A 24,012-nucleotide genomic window follows, 5' to 3' on the forward strand; every position below is an offset into this window, starting at 1 on the left:
AAAAAAATTTTTCAAAACAAAATTTCCTTTAATAGAAAAAACCATAACGCGAAGTTATGGCTACCAAGTAGTTGAAAAGCTAATATAAAAAATATAAAAAAGCGCGAATGCAATCAGCACGATATAAGCAATAAAAATCGGATTTCGAATATACGGGCGCTTTTCAACTTTTTCGCTTACTTCTGTATCATACTCACTTTGCCTTTTTTCCATCTGGCTGCCCACTTGTAACGTATAAAACAGGCCAACAAGCAAAACTAACAAAAAAACACCGCCGAAGATCAAATTCGTAAATTGCATAAAAACCCCCCTTTTTCTCTATTATTTGAGAAAAAAGGGGGGTTTATTCAAAGGAGACCGTCTTGTTCATATAAATAAGAATATGGAATATCGATAAACAAATAATGATCGTCATCAAGCGGATAGGAAAACGTGCGGATCGTCTCCCCTGTTTCGATATCACTATACAAATCACTTAAAAACCCTTTTTTGTTGACGCGCATGCGAATAATATTTTCTAAAAAGTACGGGCGCCAGCTCCAATTTTTCATATAATATTCTTTTTGAAAAATCCATCGGTCTTCTTTTCGGAAAATATTTCCTGACTTTTGAAACCCGTTTTCATCACAAATATAAATACGAAAGCTCATGTCGCCAAGCTCTTCTGCTAAATGGGTAATTAATTCGTCAAATTGGCTGATAGCTTTTTTATATTTGTTCACTAGTTGTGACACCCGCTGATGAAACTGGTCGGAATATGAATAAAGTGTTTCAAGCTTTTTCTTTTCAAATTGAATGAAATGGTTGAATTCCTGCTGCAGTCTTTCTTTTAGAACACATCGATCAATAAATTCTCTTTCCGGATAATGAAGATAATATCCTTGATAATATCTTCCGCCATTTTTCCACGCATATTGCAATTGAAAGTTTGCCTCGATGTCTTCATATAAAAGCGTCGCACCGATTTTGCGCGCAAGTAGTGAAATCGAAAATAAAACATCGAAATACGATTGGCTGGGTGAAGCTAATTTTAATGGCTGCAAATCGATTTTCAAAATATCAGGAGATAATAACCCAATGCGGTCCAAATTGCTCGATTCTTTCCCAATATTGTCAATCGCAATTTTGATTCCGTAAGTCCGGTAATAAGTGAGCAAATGATGGAGCTGTTCGATATCTCCTAAATAATTGTGTTCCGTAATTTCCAGAACAATCCGGTTTAAATCAAGTCCTTTCTCTTTTTCTTCCAGCAGCAAATTTAAAAAGCTTTCGCCGTGATCGATCATAAGCAGATTTGGATCCCTGTTTATAAAAATGAGAAGATCATCATCCAGTTCTTTCATTTCCTCCAATGCTTTTTTGACGACTGTATCATCTACTTCCATTCGGTATTCTTCAGGGATCGAATCATCATGGAAAAAAAAGCCTAAGCTTTTGTATTCCCCTTCCATATGAATTCTGCCTAAAATTTCGTAGCCAATCACCTTTTGTTCATCTGCGCTAAAAATCGCCTGATAATAAGGCACAATTTTTTCGGTATTGGTTATGACATCTAGTGGGTCCATGGGCATCTCCCCGCTTCTTGTACTCTCATATGATACATGATTATAGCATTATTTGGAACATTAGAAAATGTTGAAGAACCGTTTTTGCGCATTTGCTACATTCCCATTTTTACATAATTGGAATGAGGCCCATCCTGGATGCAACGGTTGGCCTCTCAATTGATTTTATGTTTTGCGCCCGCTTCCACAATCAACAAAGTAGTTTGTTTTTTCAATGACCATACAAGCAGAAAACCGAGCAATAAAAGAACAGAGAGCAGAAACATTCCGTTTGCAAATGAAAAATAGCCGAAAATCATCGGACCGAAGGAAAACAAAGTAATTTGAGTGTTCTGGCTAAAATACCGATAGAGATATACAGGAATGAACGAAAAACAATTAACGGCATTAATCTCAACAATTTACAATCTGTTTGAACGAGTTTCATCAAGGCTTCAGCACTGCTGCTCCGATCTACGACTTTGCAAATGAAGTGATTGCTTCCATAAGTATGACGGGTCCAGATAAAAATATTCATCAAAATGACTTTTTTCTACACGGAGAAAATCGTCTAAGCAGAAAATATATTCAAAAGGATGGAGTTTTTCTCTTGCTGATTCGAATAGGGGATTTTGAGGTGTCCTCTAAAATTATTTGAATTAGTTATTCAACATAAACGAATTTACTTTTTCTTTTTATCAATTTCAAAACTAGACTGTTGATTTTTATTGGTTTTAAATGAATCAGTATCATCATTTCATTAATAATCATTGACTCATTATTATTTTTTTCCATATCTTTTCATTCAATAGGTTTTATGAAGATATTTGTCATTACTAATACCTTCTCTTTGCAAATTTTTTATTTTATTTTTTGCTTATCTTTCAAATTTCTGTTATTAATAAATCTTCTTGCATCATTTCCTCTTACAATAGGTTTTTCCCTTAAAGTGACACCATTTTAATCCTCCTTCCTTAATAGCAATTTTACTAGAAATTTAAATCATTACATAGCTGCCCTTTATGTTTTATGAAAATTACACCATTCATTTCTCAATTCCTAAAGACTTTCTCGCTCCTGCAGAAGAGTTAAACCTTTTTCATCATATTTTCCAAATGATTGTTTTAATGTTGTCCATAGATGATAACAAAATAGTTAATCAGAAAAAACGTGCATGTGAAGATTTGTCAAAAAACATTAAACAAGATGTTGAAAGTTTTATGTTATAATTTTTTCGATCGCTATAAAAACTGAAATGGTTGGTAAGAATGAATAAGTTGACAAGAAGACAATTTTTAAAGCATTTTTTCTGGACGGCTGCGTGCAGTTTATTCGCGAGCAGCGGTTTATACATCTACTCAAGATATATTGAACCGGGAAGACTAGAAATAAAAAAAATAAATGTTTCTCATCCAAAAATACCAAAAGGTTTTGATGGTTTGAAAATTGTTCAATTCAGCGACACACATCTAAATAACGACTTTACAATTGCAAATCTGGAACGGATCGTCAATCAAATCAATCGTCTAAACCCGGATATAATTGTTTTTACTGGTGATTTAATCGATGAGCCGAACAGTTATCCCGCTGTGCATCAGATTGCCCCGATTTTAAAACGCCTCCGTGCCGACTTCGGAAAATTTGCAATTTATGGAAATCATGATCACGGCGGATACGGCACTGATGTTTATCGCAATATATTACAAAATGCAGAGTTTCATTTACTGCAAAATGAAAAAAAAGAGATACAGCTGATTGACGGAAGCAAATTGATTGTCGCCGGCCTTGATGATGTCATGCTTGGAAGACCTGATTTTCATCAAACAATGGGCAATATTGACAAAAACTATTTTACTATTCTTTTAGTCCATGAACCTGATACAGTGCTTCAAGCAAAAAATTACAATGTTGATCTCCAATTATCTGGACACAGCCATGGAGGACAAGTAAAAATCCCTTTTATAGGTCCGCTTTACACGCCTCCTTATGCAAAATCCTTTTCGGAGGGCTTTTATACTGTTGATCATACGAAGCTTTATGTCAATCGCGGGTTGGGCACAACTAGACTGCCCTTTCGTTTTTTGGCAGTTCCAGAAATCACCTTGTTTACATTATATTCTAAATAATCCTCTCTTTTAACCGGCTTAAAAGTACTTGGCTTTCATTTCTCTAACCAAAATATGAAAAAAAGATGTTCATATTGAATTAGGTAAATTATAATAGCTACTGTAAGTGTCAGTTAAGGGGAGTCGCAATGGATATTTTTAAAAACCGCAATTTTGTCAAATTGTTTTTTGCAGCGCTTGCTTCACAAATGGGTTCAACAGTTGGCAATATGGCGTTTGCTTTTTATTTGTTGGAGCATTTTAGCAGCAAACCTTATTACGCAACTATTGCTGAGCTGATGTATTCTTTGCCGACTGTATTTGTTTTTGTCATTGTCGGTGTAGTAGCAGACCGCTTCGATCGAAAAAAGGTGGCAGAGAACTGCGACTGGATTCGTGCAATTATGACTGCATGTTTGTTTTTCGCCTTATTTACAAATTCGATTCCGCTCATTTTTTTCATCTTGTTTTTGCGGAGTGCTGTCACGAAATTTTTTTATCCAGCCGAATCTAGTTTAGTACAAGCTATTTTGCGAAAAGATCAATATGCGCAAGCTTCAGGTTTGAATCAAGTACTTTTCAGCATTTTTTTAGTGTTTGGTGTCGGATTAGGGGCATTGGCTTATCGAACAGTTGGAATTCATGGGGCCGTATTAGTTGATTTAATAAGCTTCGTTCTTTCTGCCTTGCTCATTCGCTCGTGTAAAATCCCTAAATCAGCAAGGCTACCAAACGGTCGAGTGTCATGGAAAGGTTTACATATATCATCCGCTGTTTCCGACTTTTTGGAAGGTATTCGGTACATTTTACATAATCGGCTTTTATCGCTCATTATTTTTGGTTTTTTCATTTTCGGCTTTGTTCAAGGAAGTTTTGCCGTTCTTCCGTTATTTACAATGAAATATGAGCTGGCACCGAATTCTTATGAAATGTATTCATCCTTATTTGCCATTTTTCTCGGTGCGGGTCTTTTAGTCGGCAGCACAGTTTCAACATTTTTTGCTAAAAAAATAAAACCGTTTCCAATGTTTGTTACACCGATATTTTTGACAAGCATTTTTGTTTTTCTCCTTGGTTTTGTGGATGAAGTAGAATTTTACTTGTCGATTATTTTTTTGATCGGCATGTGCATCGGTCCTGTGAACGTAGCAATTGGCGGTTGGATTCCGAATATCGTTCATCCAAAGCTAATGGGACGTGTCAGCGGATGGATCGACCCGTTAATGATGTTTGCGCAGTCTGCTACGCTTTTATGTATTGCACTATTGTTTCCAAACATCATTCGAAACATCGATTTACTTTATTACGGTATGGCTCTTATCATTCTTTTCGTCTTTTTCTTTTATATGATCTTGATGCCGAAATATTTAAACGAAAAACGGCATCGGCTAGGTAAAAACACAATCAAATCGGTTTTATAACAAAAATGTGTTTGACAGTCAGACTTATACTCCCAATCATGTGGATCATAGTGGATGAGAATTCACCCTACAACCGCATTGATTGGGAGTTTTTTTGTGATATTCGTTTGAAGGAAAGTGATAATAATAAACTTTACCGAAAAAATTCATCATTAGTTTTGCTTCTACCCTCAAGAAAACTTCTACTAAACGTATAACAAGCAAAAAAGGGGGTTCTAATAAGTCGTTTTTACGGCTTATTGACGCCCCCATTAATGTTTTAGAAACGTTGATATATCGGTGTTTATGATTTTTTGTTTTCAATGGCGATTTGACTTTCTGGACACCCCCTCCCTATCATGCTCCGAAAGAAATTCGAATCTTTTACAGAATGTGAAATAAATAAATAAATGAATGAAATCAGCCCCGCTTCCAATAAATTACAAAAGATGACCCCGGCTCCATACCGAGATCATCTCTTAACCGTTTAGTCCCCTGATCAAACTGCCCACTCGACGCCCATTTTAATTATGCCGAGCATGGTCAATGGTTTGCTCTAGTATTTTTTTTACATGCTCATCATCATGTGAATAGTAAACGGTCGTTCCTTCCCTTCTAAATTTGACTAAACGCAAATTTTTTAGAAACCTCAATTGATGGGACACGGTTGATTGCAAAAGCTCAAGCTCGGCAGCTATTTCATTCACAGAACATTCTTGTTTTTCCGCAAGTAAATGTAAAATCCGAATTCTAGTCGGATCCGATAACGCTTTAAACGTTTGCGACACGATAAAAAGCGTTTCTTCGTCTATATCTAGAAATTCCTCTTTTCCGCTCATGACCCACCCTGCTTTCTAAAATATTTCATAATAACTATTATAGGCATATTTAATAGACTGTAAAAACTGGTTGCATTTTCTATTCATGAAAGTATAATGTAAATAAAGATTACGGAAAATAATGAAAAAGGAGAGACATCATGGACGATATCAGTCATTATAAGCTACGGGATGAGACGCCGGAAAATATAGCACGAGCCATCTATGTTGTCAATCGGCATGCAAAAACAGCGCCAAATCCTAAATATTTATATTATTTAAAAAAGAAGGCGCTGCAAAAACTGATCGCTGAAGGAAAAGCAACAAAGAAAGGACTGCATTATTCAAAAAATCCAAAATTAAGCAAACAGCAGTCAGATGTTCTGGTGTTGGCAGGAAATTATTATTTTCATATGCCTCCTACAAAAGAAGACTTCCAAAACCTTCCTCACTTAGGTTCCTTAAATAATTCATACCGAAACCCGAAAACAAATCTATCATTGTCAAAGGCAAAAAATTTATTGGAGTATTATATCGGTATGGATAAAGCGAATCGACCGCTTTCTTCTCCCAAACGGTTCCATCGTCATACATATCAAAAACCGGTGTTTAAACGATTAGGCGAACGGTATGATTGAGTAAAAAGAGAGGCTTATTCAGCCTCGTCTTTTAATTCATCTTCTTCTTCATTTTTAAATAACAATTCATCGATTTGCTCAATCAAGTGATGGACCTCAGGTTTGCTAATTTGGGCATTTGCACCTACCTGTTGTCCTTTATGTTTTAAATCATTCGTAATCAATGAGGAAAAAATAACAACCGGAATATGATCCAGCTCTGGATTTTCCTTAATTCGCTTCGTCAAATGCAATCCGTCAAGCTGCGGCATTTCGATGTCCGTAATGACTAAATCAACACGCTCCTTAACCGGTTCGCCTTCATTTACAATATTCTCTAAATAGTCCAGTGCATCCTTGCCGTTTTCAAAAAACTCAATCTGTTGAAATCCCGCCTCCGTCAATGTGTCGTTCAACAATCTGCGCAACAGCGGGGAATCCTCGGCAACGACAATTTTTTTATCAGATCTGTCCCTCTTTTCCAGTTTTTTCGCTTTTTCCTGCTGGATTCCGGACTCAGGATTAATTTCAACAACGATTTTTTCAAAATCAAGCATTAAAATCATTTCGTCTCCCATTTTGACAACGCCGGTAATTTGAGTTTCCAATCCTTGATACATTTCAGAAGGCTTTTCAATTTGCGACCAAGACACACGATGAATTTGGGTTACTTGATGGACGCGAAACACAACTTTTTGTTGGTTAAATTCCGTTACTATCAGCTTATCTTTTTCGCTGGGCTCGCAATTCGGATCGCCGATCGCCTTCGGTACGTTAACTACCGGGAGCACTTCTCCTCTTAATTCAATAATTCCTTCAACGTATGGATGGACGTGAGGCACGCTCGTTACAGGAAGAGGCTGAATGATTTCTTTTACTTTCATCACATTTATACCGAATTTATTCGAGCCGACGAGAAACTCTACAAATTCCAACTCGTTCGTACCGCTTTCAAGCAAAATTCCCTTTTCGTTCATATCTTTCTTCCTTCCGTCTAATATTTGCGAACGTTTCTTCTTCACTTTTTTATATCGGTTTTATTCTTTGTTCATTTAATACAAATTGGGAAATAAGTCTGAACAGCGTTACTCACAAAAACGTAAATGATACATTTTATTTCGACAAAGACGACTTGATTTCCTTTTTTTATAAAAAACTTTTATGTAGGTCAAACACCTTAAAAGTGAAGTTGCATATGTTATGGTGAACAACTGAAAAGTGAAAGGAGCATGAACGTGTATCCATTCTATCGACAAATCCTCCCGGGAGTTCAACAGCCAGAATTTTTTCCGGGATTTCCAGGGATGGGTGGAGGATTTCCTTCGTTTCCTCCTACGGGGACTGGTCCCGGTTTCCCTCCATTCGGCCCTCCTGGAATCGGCGGAAGTCCGAGTGACGGTTTTGGACAGCAGCAAGGACCGCCTTCAGGACCGCCTCCAAGTTTTATTCCTCAAGAATCACCCGGAGTCGGAACATTTGCAGTTGATCCCGGAGGCATTAGAAGATGTTTACATCGTTTTACATTTATCCGATTAACAAACGGCAGAAGCTTCTGGTATTTCCCTGTGTTTGTAGGACAAAGATCCATTGCCGGGTGGCGCTGGAGACCTCGTCAAAATCGATGGGAATATTTCGGCATTGATTTAAACAGAATCTCTTCCTTCTCATGTTTTTAAGGATAGCACTCGGGGCAGTCTAATAAGTCGTTTTTGGCTTATGGACTCCCCTTTACTATTTTAGAAACGTTGATATATTGTTTTCAACCGATTGGACTTTTTAAACATCCGCATGCTAGTCACCTATTAAACCGGTATTTTTATCGGGATCAACAGGGTTGTAAATGGATTGAAAAGCAAGATCTACAGCTGATTTAGCCGTTTTAGCGAACTGAATTTCGACTGTTCTCCGCTCATCTAAATAACAGCCTTCAAAGGCGATTTGCTTCACGGTGTTCGACCATCCTCCTGAATTTTCAACGATGATGACACGTTTTTTGTTCATATATGCGGCAGACAATTCTCCAAGCGTTCCATTTCCTCCTCCAATCATAATGATGGCATCTGCGGAATGAACAAGCAAAACGCTTCTGTAATCAAAACCTAATCCAGTATTAATCGGAATATCAATAAATTCGTTTGCTGCCTGTTTGTCGTCTCCAGCCAAAATACCTACGACAAGGCCGTTTGCTTGTTTGGCCCCTCGTGAAACTGCCTCCATCACTCCGCTTCCGCCGCCTGTCAAAAGAACAGCTCCTCTTTTAGCAATTTCTGAACCGATTTCTTCAGCCAGGAGGCGGACATGCTCCGGAATCAAGCCGGATTGACCAATTACTGCAATTCTCTCCATCATAAGCCTCCATTTCAAATTTTTTGCTGTTTTATATTATAGAACGAAGCTTGTGAACAGCTTGTATTGCTGTCACTGTTTAGCCTTTTATAAAAAGAGTTCCTTTTGATTGTTTACCTTACAAAAGAATTTGAGGGGGCGCATACTGAATTTTTTCTTACTCTCGCCTTTGTTTTCTTTTTTAGCTTCTATGTATGCTTGTCAAGTCTTTCAAAGACGCTTTATCGATAAATTGAAAGAGCAATTTTCCGCCTTTCATTGTTAAATTTTGCACTCTTCAAGTTTCTTTTTTATAATGTGCAAAAACTTACCCATCCTATTTTTTACGAAGCAGGCCGCATTTTTTGCCCGCTACAATTTTGGACCTTTATGAAACCGGAACCAACCCATTTTATAAAAAATATAAAGCATTCCTGTTCCGATGAGAGCCATGACTCCTAATACAATATAATAGCCATACTTCATTTTCAGCTCGGGCATATATTCAAAATTCATTCCATAAATTCCTGCGATAAACGTAAGAGGCATAAAAATAGACGAAATAACCGTCAATGTCATCATAATCGTATTCATCCGGTTTGAGTTGTAAGATAAATAGCTGTCCCTTATATCAGCCGCAAGCTCCCGATTTGCCTCCGTCATCTCGACAAGCTTGAGCAAATGGTCATAAACATCATAAAAATACAAATCTTCCTCCTTCATTTCGTTCAGCCTGTTGGACGAGATGATCCGGTACATCAAATCCCGCATCGGAATGATTGTTCTTCTTATTTTTGATAATTGAGACCTGATGGAAAAAAGCTCTTTCATTAACTCATTGATCGATTTGTTTTTATTGTTTTCCTCAATTTGATTTAATAAATCTTCCAAATGGTACACGGGCGGAAAGAAATCATCAACGAGCTTATCAGTCAATTGATGCATGATTTTCATAGGCCCTTTTTTTAAAGAATCGTCTTTTTTGATTCTCAGCCAAATGTTGTTTAGATCTCGAATGGCATTTTTGTGAAATGTGACGATTCCTTTTTCGTTTACAAATAAGTCAAGCTCTTCCGGTTCAAGCGTCTGTTGATGAATTCCGTGCAACACAACAAACATATAAGAGTCATAAAAATCTATTTTCGGCCGTTCAACATTTTCGACACAATCCTCAATGGACAAAGGATGAAAATGAAAAAATTTCCCTAGCAATCTAATTTCATCTTCCGTCGCCTTGTAAAAATCGACCCAGTACCAAAGAACTTCCTTTTTTCGAATCTCTTTTAATGCCACATCATATTTAGCTTCCAAATCAGTTGTAATGACTAATGTTCGTATCATAGACATCACACTTTCTAAATTTTTTTGGACATAAATTTAGTTTACCAATAAAAGCTTGGGACAAACATGATAAAATATAAGACGACACTTATTAAAGCAGGTGATTTGTATGGAACATTTGATTAACCAAAATGTAAAAAACATTGCAATTTCCGGCATTCGAGCTTTTTTTAACATCGTTTCCAACTATGACGATGTCGTTTCGCTAACGATTGGTCAGCCTGACTTCCCAACGCCTTCACATATAAAAGAAGCGGCAAAACAGGCAATTGATGACAACTATACAACGTATACCCATAATGCAGGATTGATCGATGTAAGAGAAGCAGCATGCCAATTTGTACATAAAAAATATCATCTCTCCTATGATCCTGGTTCGGAAGTGATTGTTACAATCGGGGCCAGCCAGGCGATTGATATAGCGCTTCGAACGATTTTGGAGCCCGGGACGGAGGTAATGCTGCCAGGTCCTGTTTATCCGGGGTATGAGCCAATTATTCAATTGTGCGGAGCAATACCCGTTTATGTTGATACGACAAAAAACAAATTTAAATTAACTGCGGATTTGATTAAACAAAATATAACAGAAAAAACCCGATGCATAATTTTGCCTTACCCGTCCAATCCGACAGGCGTTACATTCACTGCAGAGGAGCTGATAGAGATTGCCGATGCCGTTCGCGGGAAGGATATTTTTATTTTAGCGGATGAAATTTACAGTGAATTAACGTATGATGCACCTCATACCTCGATCGCTTCTTTTTTGCGGGAGCAGACGATCGTCGTCAATGGACTTTCCAAATCGCATAGCATGACTGGATGGCGGATCGGATTTCTTTTTGCGCCGAAAGATATCACAAAACATATGTTAAAAGTGCATCAATATAATGTTTCATGCGCTTCGTCGATCTCTCAAAAAGCTGCTTACAACGCTTTAACGGAAGGGTTTCATGATGGTCAAATAATGAAAAAAGAATATGAAAAACGATTGGAGTACGTATACGGTCGTCTCGTTGCAATGGGATTTGAGGTTGTTAAACCAAGCGGAGCCTTTTATTTGTTTCCTTCGATTCAATCATTTGGACAAAGCTCTTTTGATTTTGCTTTGGAGCTGGTTGAGAAGGCTGGTGTAGCGGTCGTCCCGGGGAGCGCTTTTTCCAAATTTGGAGAAGGGTTTATCCGCATCTCTTACGCTTACTCGACAAAAGAGCTGGAAAAAGCTTTGGACAGGCTTGAGCATTTTGTGCAACTGAAAAGAAAATAGAAAAACAGTGCGCTTTTAAAGCACTGTTTTTTGTTTTGGCAACTTAATTGTGAAAACGGTGCCTTTTTCGCTGCTCGACACATCGATCGTGCCTTTATGATTTTCAACAATTTTATATGTGATCATTAATCCTAGACCTGTTCCTTTTTCTTTTGTCGTTAAAAAAGGCTCCCCTAATCTTTCTAGCAGCTCTTTCGGTATCCCCTCTCCTTCATCTTTTATTTCAATCACAATGGAAAAATTTTCCGATTTAGTAGAAATTGTCACTGTTCCTCCATTTGGCATTGCTTCAATTGCATTCTTAATGAGATTAATAAAAACTTGCTTCAATTGGTTTTTATCGCAAACAACTTCTTGATTCTCATCAGAAAATTTTTTCTCAATCACAATATTTCTTAATATTGCTTCCGTTTCCAGCAGTGTAACAACTTCGCGTAAAATCGTTTTGACATTTGCTTTTTCAAAAACCGTTTCTTGCGGTTTCGCAAGCATCAGCAATTCACTCAAAATCATTTCAATTCGATTCAGCTCTGAAAAAATGATTTCAAAATATTGATTATCTTTTTCGATTTCACCATGCATCAGCTGTAAAAAACCTTTTATTGCTGTTAACGGATTGCGTATTTCGTGGGCGATACCTGCTGCCAGCTGCCCTGCAACAGAAAGCTTTTCAGAGCGAATCATCAATTCTTCCGCATGTTTATGTTCAGACAAATCTCGTAAAATTATTTGAACCGCCGGTTCGCCAAAATATGTTGTCGGAATGCAAACCATTTCGGTATGGACAATTTTTTTCGAATATGTATACCAGCTTTGCTTGGTCACGATTGTTTCCGTTCTTCCGTTCGTTATGTCATCTAATTGATCTTTGACATGCTGATGATATTCCGGGTGTAAAAAATGATAGATGCTTTTGCCCAATACGTCCGGATAATCTTGCGCACCGAAAAGTTTGATCCCCGACTCATTCATAAAAACCCATTTATCATTATGAATCACTGCAATTGTATCGATGGAATTTTGAATCAGCCTTTGATACTTTTCCCTGCTTTGCTGCAAAATGCTTTGGTATATTTTTTTGGATGAAATATCGGTAATGACAAGCAGTTCTGCTTGTTCGCCTTTATATGATATAAGCACGCTCTTCAACTCAACATAGATCTTGTTCCCGTCCAAAGATGTCCAAATTTGTTCTAAAATTCCGCTATCAATTCCTTTGTGAAGATTTTCAATCGTTTCATGGACAGATTCGTGAAACATTTTGTCAATAAATTGGAAAACCATTTTTCCAACAATATCTTCACTGCTAGTCGCCACAAGCAGCTTAACAGCAGCCGTATTAGCATATTGAACTTTCCCTTTTTTTGAAATTATGAGCGGGCACGGAAGCTCGTGCACAAAATCAAGAGCACCGTCAGCACGTATCGGATTTACTTCTTTGGGAACTTCATCTATCTTGTCATCCGCCGAAGTGACAGCAAACTTTAAGACAAATTCTCTTTGATCCTTGTTCAAATGATTGTATATAACATCAACTGACGTTTTCATCCAAATATAGGATCCATTTTTCTGCAAAAAACGGAAGGAACAAGGAAAGATATCATCTCCATGATATAAAAAGCTTTCAAATATATTTATATCTTCTACATGCAAGTATTCTGAAAGATTGGAACCGATTAGTTCTTTTTGTTTATATCCGAGCACTTTCAAACAATTTGAGGAGATGTATTCAAAATAGCCTTCATTAGAAATAACCGAATAAATGATTTCTGTTTGATTGTGCACACCCTTTTGTATTTGTTGACTCATCCCTGGCCCCCCTATTACTACCCTTTCCAGAAAGAAAAAGTCTATCTTGTTCATTGACCTGCTACTTTTTGTCCACCTAAAATTTTAATATAGTTTTACAAAATAAACATCTAAAAATGTGTCAATCTTACTATTTAAAATGTTTTTTCGACTTTTTCCACTGCATTTCCTTCCCTATAAAAAATATGTATGTATCAACATTTTAAAAAATACTGGCCAAAAAAGGGCTAGTTTTTTTTGTCTTATGCGGATTTTTCGGTTATTTTGCGGTTTTTGCGCTTCCCTCAGGTTTAACAACGCACCGGAGGCATGCAAGAGGTGGTATGAGCTTTACCGATTTTGCGGCCATGTGCGGTTTTTGCGCTTTCTTCGGGTTTCACACCATTCGGAGATATGCAGATAGGACAAAAGTTTGCGGTTTTTGCGGCATGTGCGAATTTCGAACCGTTTATCGAAAAATCTTTATGCGAATGCGGCATCGTTCAATTTATATGAATGGTTTTCGATAACTAATAGAAAAGCCATCGCTCGTTAAAAAGCGACGGCCCTTCCATATAATTTATTTTTTATTGCTCGTCATCATTTGATTTTGCATTGGAATTTCCGGCGTATTCTTTCTGTAAATCGATGTATGCTTTTACAATATCTCTCGCTATACGTTTATTCACATCTTCGCTTCCGGTTCTTTTTGTCCAAGGGACGACAACACTGAAAGCAACCTGCGGATCTTTGGCAGGATAATAGCCGATAAATGTTAAATTATAAACGTCTGTCCCCCAGTATTGGCGCTTCGTACCATAATAAGTCGTTTCCGCTGTTCCGGTTTTGCCCGCAACATTTAATCCATGTAACTGAGCGTAAGCTGTTCCGCGTCGAGTATTCGTCACTAGATAAAAGCCTTGTTGGACGCGTTGAATATCCTCTTCCGTATTGTTTATTCGGTTTAACACTTTTACCGGCATTTCTTGAGCAATCGGTCCGAGCCCATCGTCAGTCGGTTCAAGAATTTCTGTTACAAGCCGCGGCTTGACACGGTATCCGCCATTTGCAATCGTTGAAACATATTGGGCCATTTGCAGCGGTGTGTACGTATCAAACTGACCAATGGCAAGGTCAAGCAATTTCCCTCTGTCAGTTCCAGGATCAGATTGCTGCCCTGCGGACTCCTGCGGGAGATCAATCCCTGTCGGAACCCCTAAACCAAATTGGGCATAGTAATTCCGCATCTTTTGAAAATCTTCGTCTTTAGCTGGAAAACTTCTTCCCGGATAATATTGTATACCAGCAATTTTCATAGCGATATGGAACATATAAACGTTTGAACTTCTTTGCAACGCTGTTAGGTCAGATACAGCCCCCATATTTTGATAAGAAGATTTTTCCGGAGTCCCTTTTAAACGAATTGGTGCGTCATAAAAGACGGTTCCGTGTCTCAGACCAAATTGATATCCTGCTAAAACTGTCGCACCTTTAACGGTAGAACCCATTTCATATTGCGTCCCAAATGCACCGTAATCAAAGTTCAACATCTCTCCGGAATCGTACATTCGTCCGACCATCGCCAAAACGTCTCCTTTATATGGATCCATCATGACAACGAAAGCGCGGTCAACTAAATAATTTCCACGTCCTCTTGCTGCTTTGATCTGCTGATCAACAATTTTTTCAATTCTTTTTTGCAGTTCGATATCGATGGAAAGTTTTAAATCGAATCCTCTTCTGCCGTCATCAATTTCCTTTTGTGAAATCGTATTTCCATCTTTATCAGATATATATTGAACTTTTGCTTTTCTTGGGTTTAGATAATCCTCATATTGCTGCTCCAAATAGCTTTTTCCAACTCGTTCATTTCGGGCATAGCCTCGAGCTACAAAAAATGATTTATTGTCTTCTGGTATCCCTTCTTTTGGAGATGAGATTTTCCCTAAAATCGTTTTAAATACGTCATCATAAGGGTACACCCTTTCCCAATCTGTGATGACATCGACACCCGGAAGATTTTCCAGCTGTTCCGCAACCCTTGAAACTTCTTCTTGGCTTAAGTTCGTTGCGACAATCTGCGGCTCATACGCATATCCGGATGAAAATTTCGTATATAGAGCGGCAAGCTCCAATTCTTTTGGATCCTTCTCGATTTTTTTAATTTCTTCTTCCGGAACCCGTTCAACCTGAAGTGGATATGTTTCCTTAGGTTCTAATTTTTTCTCTTTTTCCGTCAATAAGTTTTCTGCCTTTTTTGGATTTTTGGCTATCCAATAATCCCGCAAATCTCTTTCTCTTAGAAAAGATGTGTCGAGATCAATCAGCTGTGCTAATTTTTTTGCTGTTTCCAGCTTGTCTTTCGTTTTGGTCGTCTTCTCCACCGTATAGGTCACAGCAGGAACATTTTTGTTGTCTACAACGATTCTCCCGTTTCGGTCAAACATTTTTCCTCTTGGTGCAGGATATTGCGCAACATTCACTTCTGTCCGGCTGACTTCTTTCGCATATTCTTCACCCTGAACAATTTGAACGATGCCAAGGCGGACGACAAGTGCGGCAAATAAAAGAAAAACGATAAAAAAGAAAAAATTGATACGAAAAATTCTCGCTTTCCTTTGCCGTTTTGTCTCAGAAGGAGTTGTTTCCGCTTCTTTTTTCACGAAGGAATCTTCCTTTCTTTTCTAATATAAATCATGTTTCAGTCGACTCATGAACTTGTAAATATATTGTAACATACATTACAAAGTTTTGTTTTCTATACAGATTGTCAACCCCTAATTCTTATCAATTTATAGACATTTTGCTTAATTTTGTCACTTCTTGAAGGAAGTATATCATATATTCCCTCGGTTGGAACCCTATAATTTCAACAATTACATGATAATGTTTATAAACTTAAAATCTATTATTTGTCAATGGAAGGAATAGACAAAAATATGACAAAAAACGCATGTTATGATAGTTTCGTAAATTACATGAACAAATTTCAAGGAGGTAGAAACGCATGAAGAAATCTATTATTGCTTCTATTGCAGCAGCTGCCGCCATTTTCACTGCAGGCGCCGGCACAAATGCCAATGCAGCTGAAATTCAAAACCAACCAGTTCAAATCAAAAGCTACGTACAAGCTTTCGGACCTTATAATATAAACGAAGATCAATTGAAACAGCTCATTCAATCAGCTGATTCAAAAGAATTGCAAAATCTATTTAACAACTGTTTACAAAATCCAAGCATAGAAGCAAATAATGCTATAAAAGAAGCAATTAAAAGAAACATAAACCAGCCTGCGAACAAGCAAGCTGTGAAAAAACCAGCCCAAACTACTCAAAAAACAACTCAGCCAGCACCATCTGCCAATGACAAAGCAACCAACAACCAAACACCAAAACAATCACAAACCGCTTCATCCGTAAATGCATTTGAGAAAAAAGTAGTTGAACTAACAAATGCTGAGCGGCAAAAACAAGGTTTGAAGCCTCTTGTTTTAGATGAAGCTTTAAGCAAGGTAGCTCGTGAAAAATCTTTAGATATGCAAAGAAACAAATATTTTTCCCACACAAGCCCGACTTACGGATCTCCGTTTGACATGATGAAAAAGTTCGGCATTTCCTTCAGAACAGCAGGGGAAAATATTGCAATGGGGCAGCGTACTCCTGAAGAAGTTGTTAATGCTTGGATGAACAGCTCTGGCCACAGACAAAACATTTTAAATCCTAACTTTACTCATATCGGCGTTGGTTACGTAGAAAATGGAAATTACTGGACACAAATGTTTATTGGAAAATAATAGATCGGACAGTTCACTCATTTCAACTGTTCAAAAGGTGTGGGGGACATGCCCCCACATTTTTTTTGAAAATAAATTGGCTGAGAAGCTGAGAAAAAGAAGAAGCTGACTAAAATTGTGTGACTTGAAAGAATGATGTGCGTTTTTATTTTTTCCACAGCTTATATAATGCATGTATTCCGCTATTTTCTTCTCCCATTTCAGCCAGTTTTTCATACAAGCTTCTCGCAAGCTCAAGCCCTGGTACGTCTAATTCCATTCTTCTTGCTTCCTCTAAAGCAATGTCCATATCTTTTATAAAGTGCTTGACATAAAATCCAGGCTCAAATTGATTCGAAAGCATTCTCGGCGCATAGTTCGACAAAGACCAGCTTCCAGCAGCTCCGGAGGAAATGCTTTTCAACACCTTATCTGGATCCAGCCCCGCCCGAACAGCGTAGGCAAGCGATTCACAAACACTAATGATGCCGGCAGCAATCGCAATTTGGTTGCACATTTTTGCATGCTGCCCCGCACCGGCTTTTCCTTGATAAACAATATTTTTTCCCATTTTCTCAAAAATTTCAAAACATTCATCGAACGTCTCTTGATCTCCTCCGACCATAATCGATAGCGTTCCATTTTTTGCGCCGACATCTCCTCCTGAAACAGGCGCATCTAAAAAGGAAATGCCTTTTTCCTTTGATTTTTCGTATATTTTTTCGGCAAGCGATGGTTTTGTCGTTGTCATGTCAATACATATAGCTCCTGGATAGGCATTGGCTAAAATTCCATTTTCACTAAAATAAACTTCTTCAACATCTTTCGGGAAACCAACCATCGTGATAATAACATTCGCATCTTTTGCGAGATCTTTGATCGATTCTTTCCAAACAGCACCTTGATTGATCAAATCTTCGGCCTTTTCTTTCGTCCGGGTATAAACCGTAAGCGGATAACCCGCTTCAAGCAAATGACGTGCCATGCTTTTTCCCATTACTCCAAGCCCAATAAAACCGATTGTTTTTTTTGACATATTGTTCACCCTTTCCCCATTTCAGTGTATACGGCTTAGTAATGAAACTGTTCTGCTATGAAACGCTTGCATTTTCAGCTTTCAGTGCACACCCGATTAAATGGACTTTACTAAACCGCCGTCAATCAAAAAGGTTTGTCCAGTCATATATGTATTCAAGTCAGACAGAAGAAACAGCACATAGTTCGCAAATTCATTCGGTTCTCCGTAGCGATTGAGAGGGATCGCTTCCAAATACTTTTTCTTGATCTCTTCTTTTGGAATACCGAGCTTCGCTGCATTCCATTCTTCCAATTGATCAATCCGTTCTGTTGCAATTCTACCGGGTGACGCCGTGTTAATTAAAATATCGTACTTTGCAAATTCTGTTGCTAACGTTTTCGTCAGCCCCACAATTCCTAAGCGAAACGTGTTGGATAAAATTAAGCCCGGGATCGGCTCCTTCACGGAAGAAGAAGCAATATTTACGATTTTCCCTCCTCTTTGTTTCATATGCGGAAGAATCTCGCGAATGGTACGGATATAGCTGAGCAAGTTTAATTTAAAAGCATTTTGCCAATCTTCATCAGTCATTTGCTCAAATCCTCCTGCAGGGGGACCGCCAGCGTTGTTAACGAGTAAATCAATTTTGCCAAACTCTTTTATTGTCTGATTAACTAGCCTGCTAATTTCCTCTTTTGAAGTAATGTCTGTTTTAATAAAGGCTGCTTTTCCTTTTCCAAGCGCATTTAATTGATTTGCCACGTCTATTAGCTTTTCTTCATTTCGGCTTGTGATCATCACGTCGGCTCCTTCTTCCACAAGCCTTGTTGCAATCGCTTTACCTAATCCTTGACTTGATGCCAAAACAAGTGCTGTTTTACCTTTGAAACCGAAATCCATTGACATTCCATCCTTTCACCTTTTCTTTCATCTTATCATGATCTTATCAAAATGTGGGAAACTTTCGTTTTACTCTCATTCTGAATTTATTAACGACATAGAGCTTCTTTTGTTTGCTCAACACTGTCAAAGGCGGCCTGCGAAGGTGCGTTTAAGCTTGTCCTCTTTCACGCAGTAGTATGTCCAAAATTCAAATTTCAAGGGAGCTTTAAACCCATGCTTTTTCTTGACATCAACTGTTATGGTTTTCTTACCTGCCTGCTCATCTAGGTGAATTGCATTCAAATCAATTATGAAGAAGGAGCTGTCCAGAAAGTCAAATCCCTATTGAAAACAAAAAATCATAAACACCGATATATCAACGTTTCTAAAACATTAATGGGGGCGTCAATAAGCCGTAAAAACGACTTATTAGACACCCCCTGCATATTTTTTATAACTTAAAGCGTTCTACTAAGCCTTTTAAGCGGTTGCTTTCTTCGCTTAACGATTCCGCTTTTTCCGCAACCATTGAGAATGCTTTGACCTGCTCGTTCGTTGTTGCACTGACTTCTTCCGCAGAGGCAGCTAGCTGCTGGGTTACTGCAGAAATATTTTCAATCGATTCGACGACTGTTTCTTTTTGCTCATTCATCCGATCGATCGCATTTAATGTTGATTTAATGGCATTAAGCAAATCTTCCATTTTAATTGCAATTTCATGAAACGCATTGCCTGTCACTTGAACAGCTTTGTTTTGTTCTTCATGAATTTTCTTCGAACGACTCATTGCATCGTAGGCATTTTTCGTTTCAATTTGGATTCCTTCAATCATATTTTTAATGTTTTCTGTCGCTTTTGCCGATTGTTCAGCAAGGTTTCTTACTTCCTCAGCGACAACGGCAAATCCTTTACCTGATTCACCTGCTCTTGCTGCTTCAATACTTGCATTTAAAGCGAGCAAGTTCGTCTGATCTGAAATTTTGGAAATGGTCGACACGATATCAGAAATTTTTTCAACTCGATCTACAAGATTTTGTAGTACGGATTGGACCATCTCAGATTCTTTGTCAGCCTCATTTGATTTTATTTGAAGCTCATTTAGCTTTTCTAAACCATTATAGCTGGCATTTTGTGATTCGTAAGATAAATTTTCGACATTTTTTACATCATTGTTTACTTGTTGAATACAATCTTCTAATTGTTTGATTTGTCCGTTTATAATTTCCGTACTGTTTGCCTGCTCACCTGAGCCTTTTGCAATTTCCTCAATTGCAACGGAAATTTCCTCACTTGACGCAGTAGCTTCTTCCGAAACCACGTTTAATGTTTGAGCAGATTGCTGCAGCTCCTTCACGGATCCGTCCAGATCGAGGAGAATTTGTCGGATGTTATCGGTCATCTTCGTAAAGCTATTAGCCAATTTCCCGATTTCATCTTTATTTTTCACTGTTAATGTTCCGGATAAATCCCCTTCAGCCATTTTGTCGGCGTTTTTAGCCAAAAGCAAAATCGGCTTTGAAATGCTTCTCGAAACAAAACTAGTGATGAAAAATGCCACAATCAATGCAGCAATAATAATGGAAACGTTAATGCTCCGGATTGTGCGGGCTGTTTGCTCCAGATTTGCATCCGAATAGACTACACCGATTTTCCAATTTAGTTCCGTGATCGTTTCAAAAATAATGGTTGAATCTTTTCCATTTTCTTTTATAGAAGCTATACCACGTTTTTGGTTTTTAATCGCTGCCATAAGACCGTTGTTTTTATATAAATTTTTTCCGGTCATTTTCGGATGAGCGATGGCAACTCCATTTCTATCAAGCAGGAATGTATACCCTCCAAAGCCAGCTTCCACTTGCTTAACAAATTCATTAAACGTTGTTAAATTAATATCAATTCCAATAACGCCAAGCAACACCCCATCCTTTGTAATGGCCTTTGAGGCGGTAACAACATATTCTCCTTTTTCCCCATCACGATAAGGCTCTGACCACGAAACAAAGTTTGGACTTGTTACAGCGCTTTTATACCAAGGTCGTGAATTGATTATCAAATCTTCCTTTAAGTTTAACTCAGGTTCTGCAGCAACAAGAGTCTTAGTGTTGGCTACATAGACAGACCGGACCAATTGATTAGCGCTTAAAAACGATTGAAACGTTTCCTTTACGGACTGTAAAGATTGATCGTCATTTTTTTCAAGCAGCTGTGCGATTTCCGGTTCATTGCTGAAAAGCAGCAAAATTCTTTCATATTCCTGCATCTGTAAAAGCAGGTTCTTTTTCGCTTGCTTAACAATCGATTGCCCCGTATGAAACGCATCTGATTTAATGTTCTTTTGAACAAAATAATCAGACGTGAAAAAAACAACCAAAAGTGAAAAAATTAACAATATGGTGATGAGCGCTGTCAATTTCCACTGAAGCTTTTTAAACATTTGTTCCATCTCCTACATAAATCTTTATTTAATAAAAATAATTAAGAAAACTTATACGTTTTCTAATGTATATATCGGCAATCTGATTTATCTTTTTACAAAATGAAACTAATTATCTTTTTCATATTTCCAATTGGCTTTGTTTTTGGGAGCGATCTTGCATAAAAAAAAGCATAGGCTGCATGTGTTTCTTCTAAAAAAAGATACAGCCGTAGCGGTGCCGGCTGTGAAAAAGAAAAAAAGTTTTAGCAAATTGGAGGAAAGTAACAAGAAGAGATTCGGATATCGAGGGCTTCAAATTTTTGCATTTGCAAACTTATCCTAATTTATATCGTGATACCCCGTCGTTTTAGTTGCTCAAACTGCAAAAAGCTTTTTATGAACTGCAGCTGCTGTGTTTTGCTTTCTATCGTTTGCATCAAATTAGCTATACGCTCGCTGCAAATCATTTTTATATTTTGATGGACTTTATCGGGATAATAAAGCGGATGTAAAAATCAAAAAATGCTGATGCTCTGCGTTTTTCATACTCCATTTTACTTAGAGCCGAAATTCTTTTATATTCACCTTCCGTAAATAAATCGGCTCTTGCATCAAAAAAAGGAGCCGATTCAGATTAAACTGATCGGCTCCGTACCTTTTATATTTGGAACGTTTTTTTAACAAAAGAAACGACTTCTTCCGTTGTTTGCATAGAAAGAACTTTTTCTTTAAAGCTTTCTGCTTCCTGTTTTGAAAGCTTTTTAATTTGTGAACGCGCAGGCAAAATAGATGTTGCGCTCATGGAAAATTCATCTAATCCAAGTCCAAGCAGAAGCGGTATAGCAATCGGGTCTCCTGCCATTTCTCCGCACATTCCAACCCATTTTCCTTCTTTATGAGCTGCATCGATCACAATGGAAATTAATCGAAGGATGGCCGGATTATACGGTTGATACAAATATGAAACCCGTTCATTCATCCGGTCTGCTGCCATTGTATATTGAATTAAATCATTTGTTCCAATGCTGAAGAAATCAACCACTTTGGCAAATTGATCCGCCATAACAGCAGTTGATGGAATTTCAACCATTATTCCAACTTCGATATCATCAGCTACTTCAATACCTGCTTGAACAAGTTTTTCTTTTTCTTCGAGCAGAATAGCTTTCGCTTGATGGAATTCATCGATTGTCGCAATCATTGGAAACATGATTTTTAAGTTTCCATATTTGCTTGCGCGAAGCAGCGCTTTAAGCTGTGTCCGAAAAATATCTTGCTTTTCTAAACAAAGGCGGATGGCGCGGAATCCAAGAAAAGGATTCAGCTCCTTTGGAAGATTCAAGTAAGGAAGCTCTTTGTCCCCGCCGATATCCAATGTACGGACAACAACAGGTTTTCCTTCCATTCTCTCAAGAACTGTTTTATATGCTTCAAATTGTTCTTCTTCTGTAGGCATTTGGTCTCGTCCCATGTATAAAAATTCCGTACGGTAGAGACCTATTCCTTCACCGCCGTTGTCAAGAACACCTTGTACGTCATTAGGCGTGCCAATATTAGCGGCAAGCTCGACACGATGTCCATCCTTCGACAACGTCGGCTCGTCTTTTAATTTAGCCCATTCCGCTTTTTGCTCTTCATATTTTTCTCTTTTCTTTTCATATTCGGCAATACAATCTTCACTTGGATTTATGATTACTTGTCCTTCAATCCCATCAACAATGACTAAAGCACCGTTTTCAATTTTGGCGGTAGCTTCCTTTGTTCCGACAACAGCAGGGATTTCCATAGAACGAGCCATGATCGCAGAATGGGATGTTCTTCCTCCAATATCAGTTGTAAATGCTTTAACAAAATTTTTGTTTAATTGCGCAGTATCAGAGGGTGTTAAATCTTCTGCAACAATAATGACTTCTTCATTAATTAAACTTGGATTTGGGATTTGAACGCCTAATAAATGGGCTATAACCCTTTTCGTGACATCCCGAATATCCGCTGCTCGCTCGCGCATATACTCATTTTCCATCGCTTCGAACATCGCAATAAATTGATCAGCTGTTTCCCTCATCGCAAATTCAGCGTTTACAGCTTCGTTTTCGATTTTCTCTTTGACTGGATTTAACAGCTCAGGATCGTTCAAAACGAGCAAATGCGCTTCAAAAATCGCTGCTTTATCCGCACCAAGCCTTTCTTCTGTGCTGTTTTTAATTACCTCGAGCTCTGCTTTGGCGCTTTCGACAGATTGTTCAAAACGCTCAATTTCTGCTCGAATATTTTGTATTTCTTTTTTTGATACGGTTAAATCCGGCTCTTCTAGACGGTATGCCTTCGCAATAGCGATACCGTTTGATGCTGCAATCCCAGATAGCTGTATCATTATTCGCCTAACCCTTCTTTTTTGATTGTCTCTTCAATCGCTTGAAGTGCATCATTTTCATCAGCACCTGATGCTGTAACTTTAATGGTTGCTCCTTTTGGAATACCTAATGACATAACTCCCATAATAGATTTTAAGTTTACTGTTTTTCCATTGTATTCCAAATTAATGTCGGCTTCAAATTTGCTTGCCGTTTGCACTAATATAGTCGCAGGTCTTGCGTGAATTCCTGTGTCAGCGGTAATGTTGAATGTTTTTTCAGCCATTTGCATCAAATCCTTTCTGCTATTTTCTTTAAAAATTTTATCAGTGCATGTCGAGTTGTGCAAGCTGATAATCAATTATTTG

19 protein-coding genes are annotated in these 24,012 nt (G+C 37.9%); 6 read left to right on the forward strand and 13 right to left on the reverse strand.

The window, feature by feature from the left end; all coding sequences use genetic code 11:
* Window positions 1-60 precede the first annotated feature (60 nt).
* Together NSQ94_RS11940 and NSQ94_RS11945 are read right to left on the reverse strand one after the other, a co-directional pair.
* The gene (locus NSQ94_RS11940; protein ID WP_094245557.1) at window positions 61-300 is read right to left on the reverse strand and encodes a hypothetical protein; all 240 of its coding nucleotides are present in this window, start codon (window positions 298-300) and stop codon (window positions 61-63) included.
* 47 nt (window positions 301-347) lie between these two features.
* On the reverse strand, window positions 348-1,571 hold the full coding sequence (locus NSQ94_RS11945; RefSeq protein ID WP_063389321.1) for an EAL-associated domain-containing protein: 1,224 nt from the start codon (window positions 1,569-1,571) through the stop codon (window positions 348-350).
* Between the two features lie 1,241 nt (window positions 1,572-2,812).
* On the opposite strand from NSQ94_RS11945, the gene NSQ94_RS11950 reads away from it, so the two are divergent.
* Window positions 2,813-3,670: a metallophosphoesterase gene (locus NSQ94_RS11950; protein WP_066247982.1), complete on the forward strand. Its 858-nt coding sequence runs from the start codon at window positions 2,813-2,815 to the stop codon at window positions 3,668-3,670.
* A 128-nt stretch (window positions 3,671-3,798) separates the two neighbouring features.
* Window positions 3,799-5,070 (forward strand): MFS transporter, encoded by a 1,272-nt coding sequence (locus NSQ94_RS11955; protein WP_311067157.1) that lies wholly within the window; start codon window positions 3,799-3,801, stop codon window positions 5,068-5,070.
* Window positions 5,071-5,573: 503 nt separating this feature from the next.
* On the opposite strand, the gene NSQ94_RS11960 is transcribed toward NSQ94_RS11955, so the two are convergent.
* Window positions 5,574-5,888 (reverse strand): metalloregulator ArsR/SmtB family transcription factor, encoded by a 315-nt coding sequence (locus NSQ94_RS11960; RefSeq protein ID WP_063389325.1) that lies wholly within the window; start codon window positions 5,886-5,888, stop codon window positions 5,574-5,576.
* Window positions 5,889-6,028: 140 nt separating this feature from the next.
* Between NSQ94_RS11960 and NSQ94_RS11965 the strand changes: the two genes are divergently transcribed.
* Entirely contained in the window at window positions 6,029-6,505 is a 477-nt protein-coding gene (locus tag NSQ94_RS11965; RefSeq protein ID WP_063389326.1) for a YkyB family protein, read from the forward strand.
* 14 nt (window positions 6,506-6,519) lie between these two features.
* Here NSQ94_RS11965 and NSQ94_RS11970 read toward each other — a convergent pair whose 3' ends face one another.
* Complete coding sequence (locus NSQ94_RS11970) at window positions 6,520-7,461, reverse strand: chemotaxis protein (RefSeq protein WP_339229214.1); 942 nt, start codon at window positions 7,459-7,461, stop codon at window positions 6,520-6,522.
* Between the two features lie 252 nt (window positions 7,462-7,713).
* Here NSQ94_RS11970 and NSQ94_RS11975 point away from each other — a divergent pair, with 252 nt between their 5' ends.
* Window positions 7,714-8,160 (forward strand): hypothetical protein, encoded by a 447-nt coding sequence (locus tag NSQ94_RS11975; protein WP_094245551.1) that lies wholly within the window; start codon window positions 7,714-7,716, stop codon window positions 8,158-8,160.
* A gap of 115 nt (window positions 8,161-8,275) precedes the next feature.
* Here NSQ94_RS11975 and NSQ94_RS11980 read toward each other — a convergent pair whose 3' ends face one another.
* Window positions 8,276-8,833: a TIGR00725 family protein gene (locus NSQ94_RS11980; protein WP_232515513.1), complete on the reverse strand. Its 558-nt coding sequence runs from the start codon at window positions 8,831-8,833 to the stop codon at window positions 8,276-8,278.
* 348 nt (window positions 8,834-9,181) lie between these two features.
* Window positions 9,182-10,150 (reverse strand): magnesium/cobalt transporter CorA, encoded by a 969-nt coding sequence (gene corA, locus NSQ94_RS11985; RefSeq protein ID WP_198318521.1) that lies wholly within the window; start codon window positions 10,148-10,150, stop codon window positions 9,182-9,184.
* Between the two features lie 109 nt (window positions 10,151-10,259).
* Between corA and NSQ94_RS11990 the strand changes: the two genes are divergently transcribed.
* The gene (locus tag NSQ94_RS11990; protein ID WP_339195054.1) at window positions 10,260-11,414 is read left to right on the forward strand and encodes an aminotransferase A; all 1,155 of its coding nucleotides are present in this window, start codon (window positions 10,260-10,262) and stop codon (window positions 11,412-11,414) included.
* 15 nt (window positions 11,415-11,429) lie between these two features.
* Here NSQ94_RS11990 and NSQ94_RS11995 read toward each other — a convergent pair whose 3' ends face one another.
* Together NSQ94_RS11995 and NSQ94_RS12000 are read right to left on the reverse strand one after the other, a co-directional pair.
* Window positions 11,430-13,223, reverse strand: coding sequence for a PAS domain S-box protein (locus NSQ94_RS11995; RefSeq protein WP_339229216.1), 1,794 nt, complete (start codon window positions 13,221-13,223; stop codon window positions 11,430-11,432).
* 566 nt (window positions 13,224-13,789) lie between these two features.
* Window positions 13,790-15,799 carry a penicillin-binding protein 2 gene (locus NSQ94_RS12000; protein WP_082829441.1) on the reverse strand — a complete coding sequence of 670 codons (2,010 nt, stop codon included), beginning with the start codon at window positions 15,797-15,799 and terminating at the stop codon, window positions 13,790-13,792.
* Between the two features lie 410 nt (window positions 15,800-16,209).
* Between NSQ94_RS12000 and NSQ94_RS12005 the strand changes: the two genes are divergently transcribed.
* Window positions 16,210-16,995, forward strand: coding sequence for a CAP domain-containing protein (locus NSQ94_RS12005; RefSeq protein WP_339229218.1), 786 nt, complete (start codon window positions 16,210-16,212; stop codon window positions 16,993-16,995).
* A gap of 145 nt (window positions 16,996-17,140) precedes the next feature.
* Here the strand turns inward: NSQ94_RS12005 and NSQ94_RS12010 are convergent, their stop codons facing one another.
* The 5 genes from NSQ94_RS12010 to NSQ94_RS12030 form a co-directional block, all read right to left on the reverse strand.
* Window positions 17,141-18,010 (reverse strand): NAD(P)-dependent oxidoreductase, encoded by an 870-nt coding sequence (locus tag NSQ94_RS12010; protein WP_066247967.1) that lies wholly within the window; start codon window positions 18,008-18,010, stop codon window positions 17,141-17,143.
* Window positions 18,011-18,106: 96 nt separating this feature from the next.
* Window positions 18,107-18,892 (reverse strand): SDR family oxidoreductase, encoded by a 786-nt coding sequence (locus NSQ94_RS12015; protein ID WP_066247965.1) that lies wholly within the window; start codon window positions 18,890-18,892, stop codon window positions 18,107-18,109.
* Window positions 18,893-19,325: 433 nt separating this feature from the next.
* Window positions 19,326-21,308: a methyl-accepting chemotaxis protein gene (locus tag NSQ94_RS12020; protein ID WP_066247963.1), complete on the reverse strand. Its 1,983-nt coding sequence runs from the start codon at window positions 21,306-21,308 to the stop codon at window positions 19,326-19,328.
* 640 nt (window positions 21,309-21,948) lie between these two features.
* Window positions 21,949-23,664, reverse strand: a complete 1,716-nt coding sequence (gene ptsP, locus NSQ94_RS12025; protein WP_066247962.1) for a phosphoenolpyruvate--protein phosphotransferase — start codon at window positions 23,662-23,664, stop codon at window positions 21,949-21,951.
* Entirely contained in the window at window positions 23,664-23,930 is a 267-nt protein-coding gene (locus tag NSQ94_RS12030) for a phosphocarrier protein HPr (RefSeq protein ID WP_063389338.1), read from the reverse strand. Before NSQ94_RS12030 ends, ptsP begins: the two co-directional genes overlap by 1 nt.
* Window positions 23,931-24,012 lie beyond the last annotated feature (82 nt).

This window comes from Aeribacillus sp. FSL K6-2833, assembly GCF_037965815.1.
Lineage (GTDB): Bacteria > Bacillota > Bacilli > Bacillales > Aeribacillaceae > Aeribacillus > Aeribacillus composti.

Coding starts and splice junctions, on each gene's coding strand:
- NSQ94_RS11940 (WP_094245557.1), bottom strand. CDS start 300: ATGCAATTTACGAATTTGATCTTCGGCGGTGTTTTTTTGTTAGTTTTG.
- NSQ94_RS11945 (WP_063389321.1), bottom strand. CDS start 1,571: ATGCCCATGGACCCACTAGATGTCATAACCAATACCGAAAAAATTGTG.
- NSQ94_RS11950 (WP_066247982.1), top strand. CDS start 2,813: ATGAATAAGTTGACAAGAAGACAATTTTTAAAGCATTTTTTCTGGACG.
- NSQ94_RS11955 (WP_311067157.1), top strand. CDS start 3,799: ATGGATATTTTTAAAAACCGCAATTTTGTCAAATTGTTTTTTGCAGCG.
- NSQ94_RS11960 (WP_063389325.1), bottom strand. CDS start 5,888: ATGAGCGGAAAAGAGGAATTTCTAGATATAGACGAAGAAACGCTTTTT.
- NSQ94_RS11965 (WP_063389326.1), top strand. CDS start 6,029: ATGGACGATATCAGTCATTATAAGCTACGGGATGAGACGCCGGAAAAT.
- NSQ94_RS11970 (WP_339229214.1), bottom strand. CDS start 7,461: ATGAACGAAAAGGGAATTTTGCTTGAAAGCGGTACGAACGAGTTGGAA.
- NSQ94_RS11975 (WP_094245551.1), top strand. CDS start 7,714: ATGAACGTGTATCCATTCTATCGACAAATCCTCCCGGGAGTTCAACAG.
- NSQ94_RS11980 (WP_232515513.1), bottom strand. CDS start 8,833: ATGATGGAGAGAATTGCAGTAATTGGTCAATCCGGCTTGATTCCGGAG.
- corA (WP_198318521.1), bottom strand. CDS start 10,150: ATGATACGAACATTAGTCATTACAACTGATTTGGAAGCTAAATATGAT.
- NSQ94_RS11990 (WP_339195054.1), top strand. CDS start 10,260: ATGGAACATTTGATTAACCAAAATGTAAAAAACATTGCAATTTCCGGC.
- NSQ94_RS11995 (WP_339229216.1), bottom strand. CDS start 13,223: ATGAGTCAACAAATACAAAAGGGTGTGCACAATCAAACAGAAATCATT.
- NSQ94_RS12005 (WP_339229218.1), top strand. CDS start 16,210: ATGAAGAAATCTATTATTGCTTCTATTGCAGCAGCTGCCGCCATTTTC.
- NSQ94_RS12010 (WP_066247967.1), bottom strand. CDS start 18,010: ATGTCAAAAAAAACAATCGGTTTTATTGGGCTTGGAGTAATGGGAAAA.
- NSQ94_RS12015 (WP_066247965.1), bottom strand. CDS start 18,892: ATGGATTTCGGTTTCAAAGGTAAAACAGCACTTGTTTTGGCATCAAGT.
- NSQ94_RS12020 (WP_066247963.1), bottom strand. CDS start 21,308: ATGTTTAAAAAGCTTCAGTGGAAATTGACAGCGCTCATCACCATATTG.
- ptsP (WP_066247962.1), bottom strand. CDS start 23,664: ATGATACAGCTATCTGGGATTGCAGCATCAAACGGTATCGCTATTGCG.
- NSQ94_RS12030 (WP_063389338.1), bottom strand. CDS start 23,930: ATGGCTGAAAAAACATTCAACATTACCGCTGACACAGGAATTCACGCA.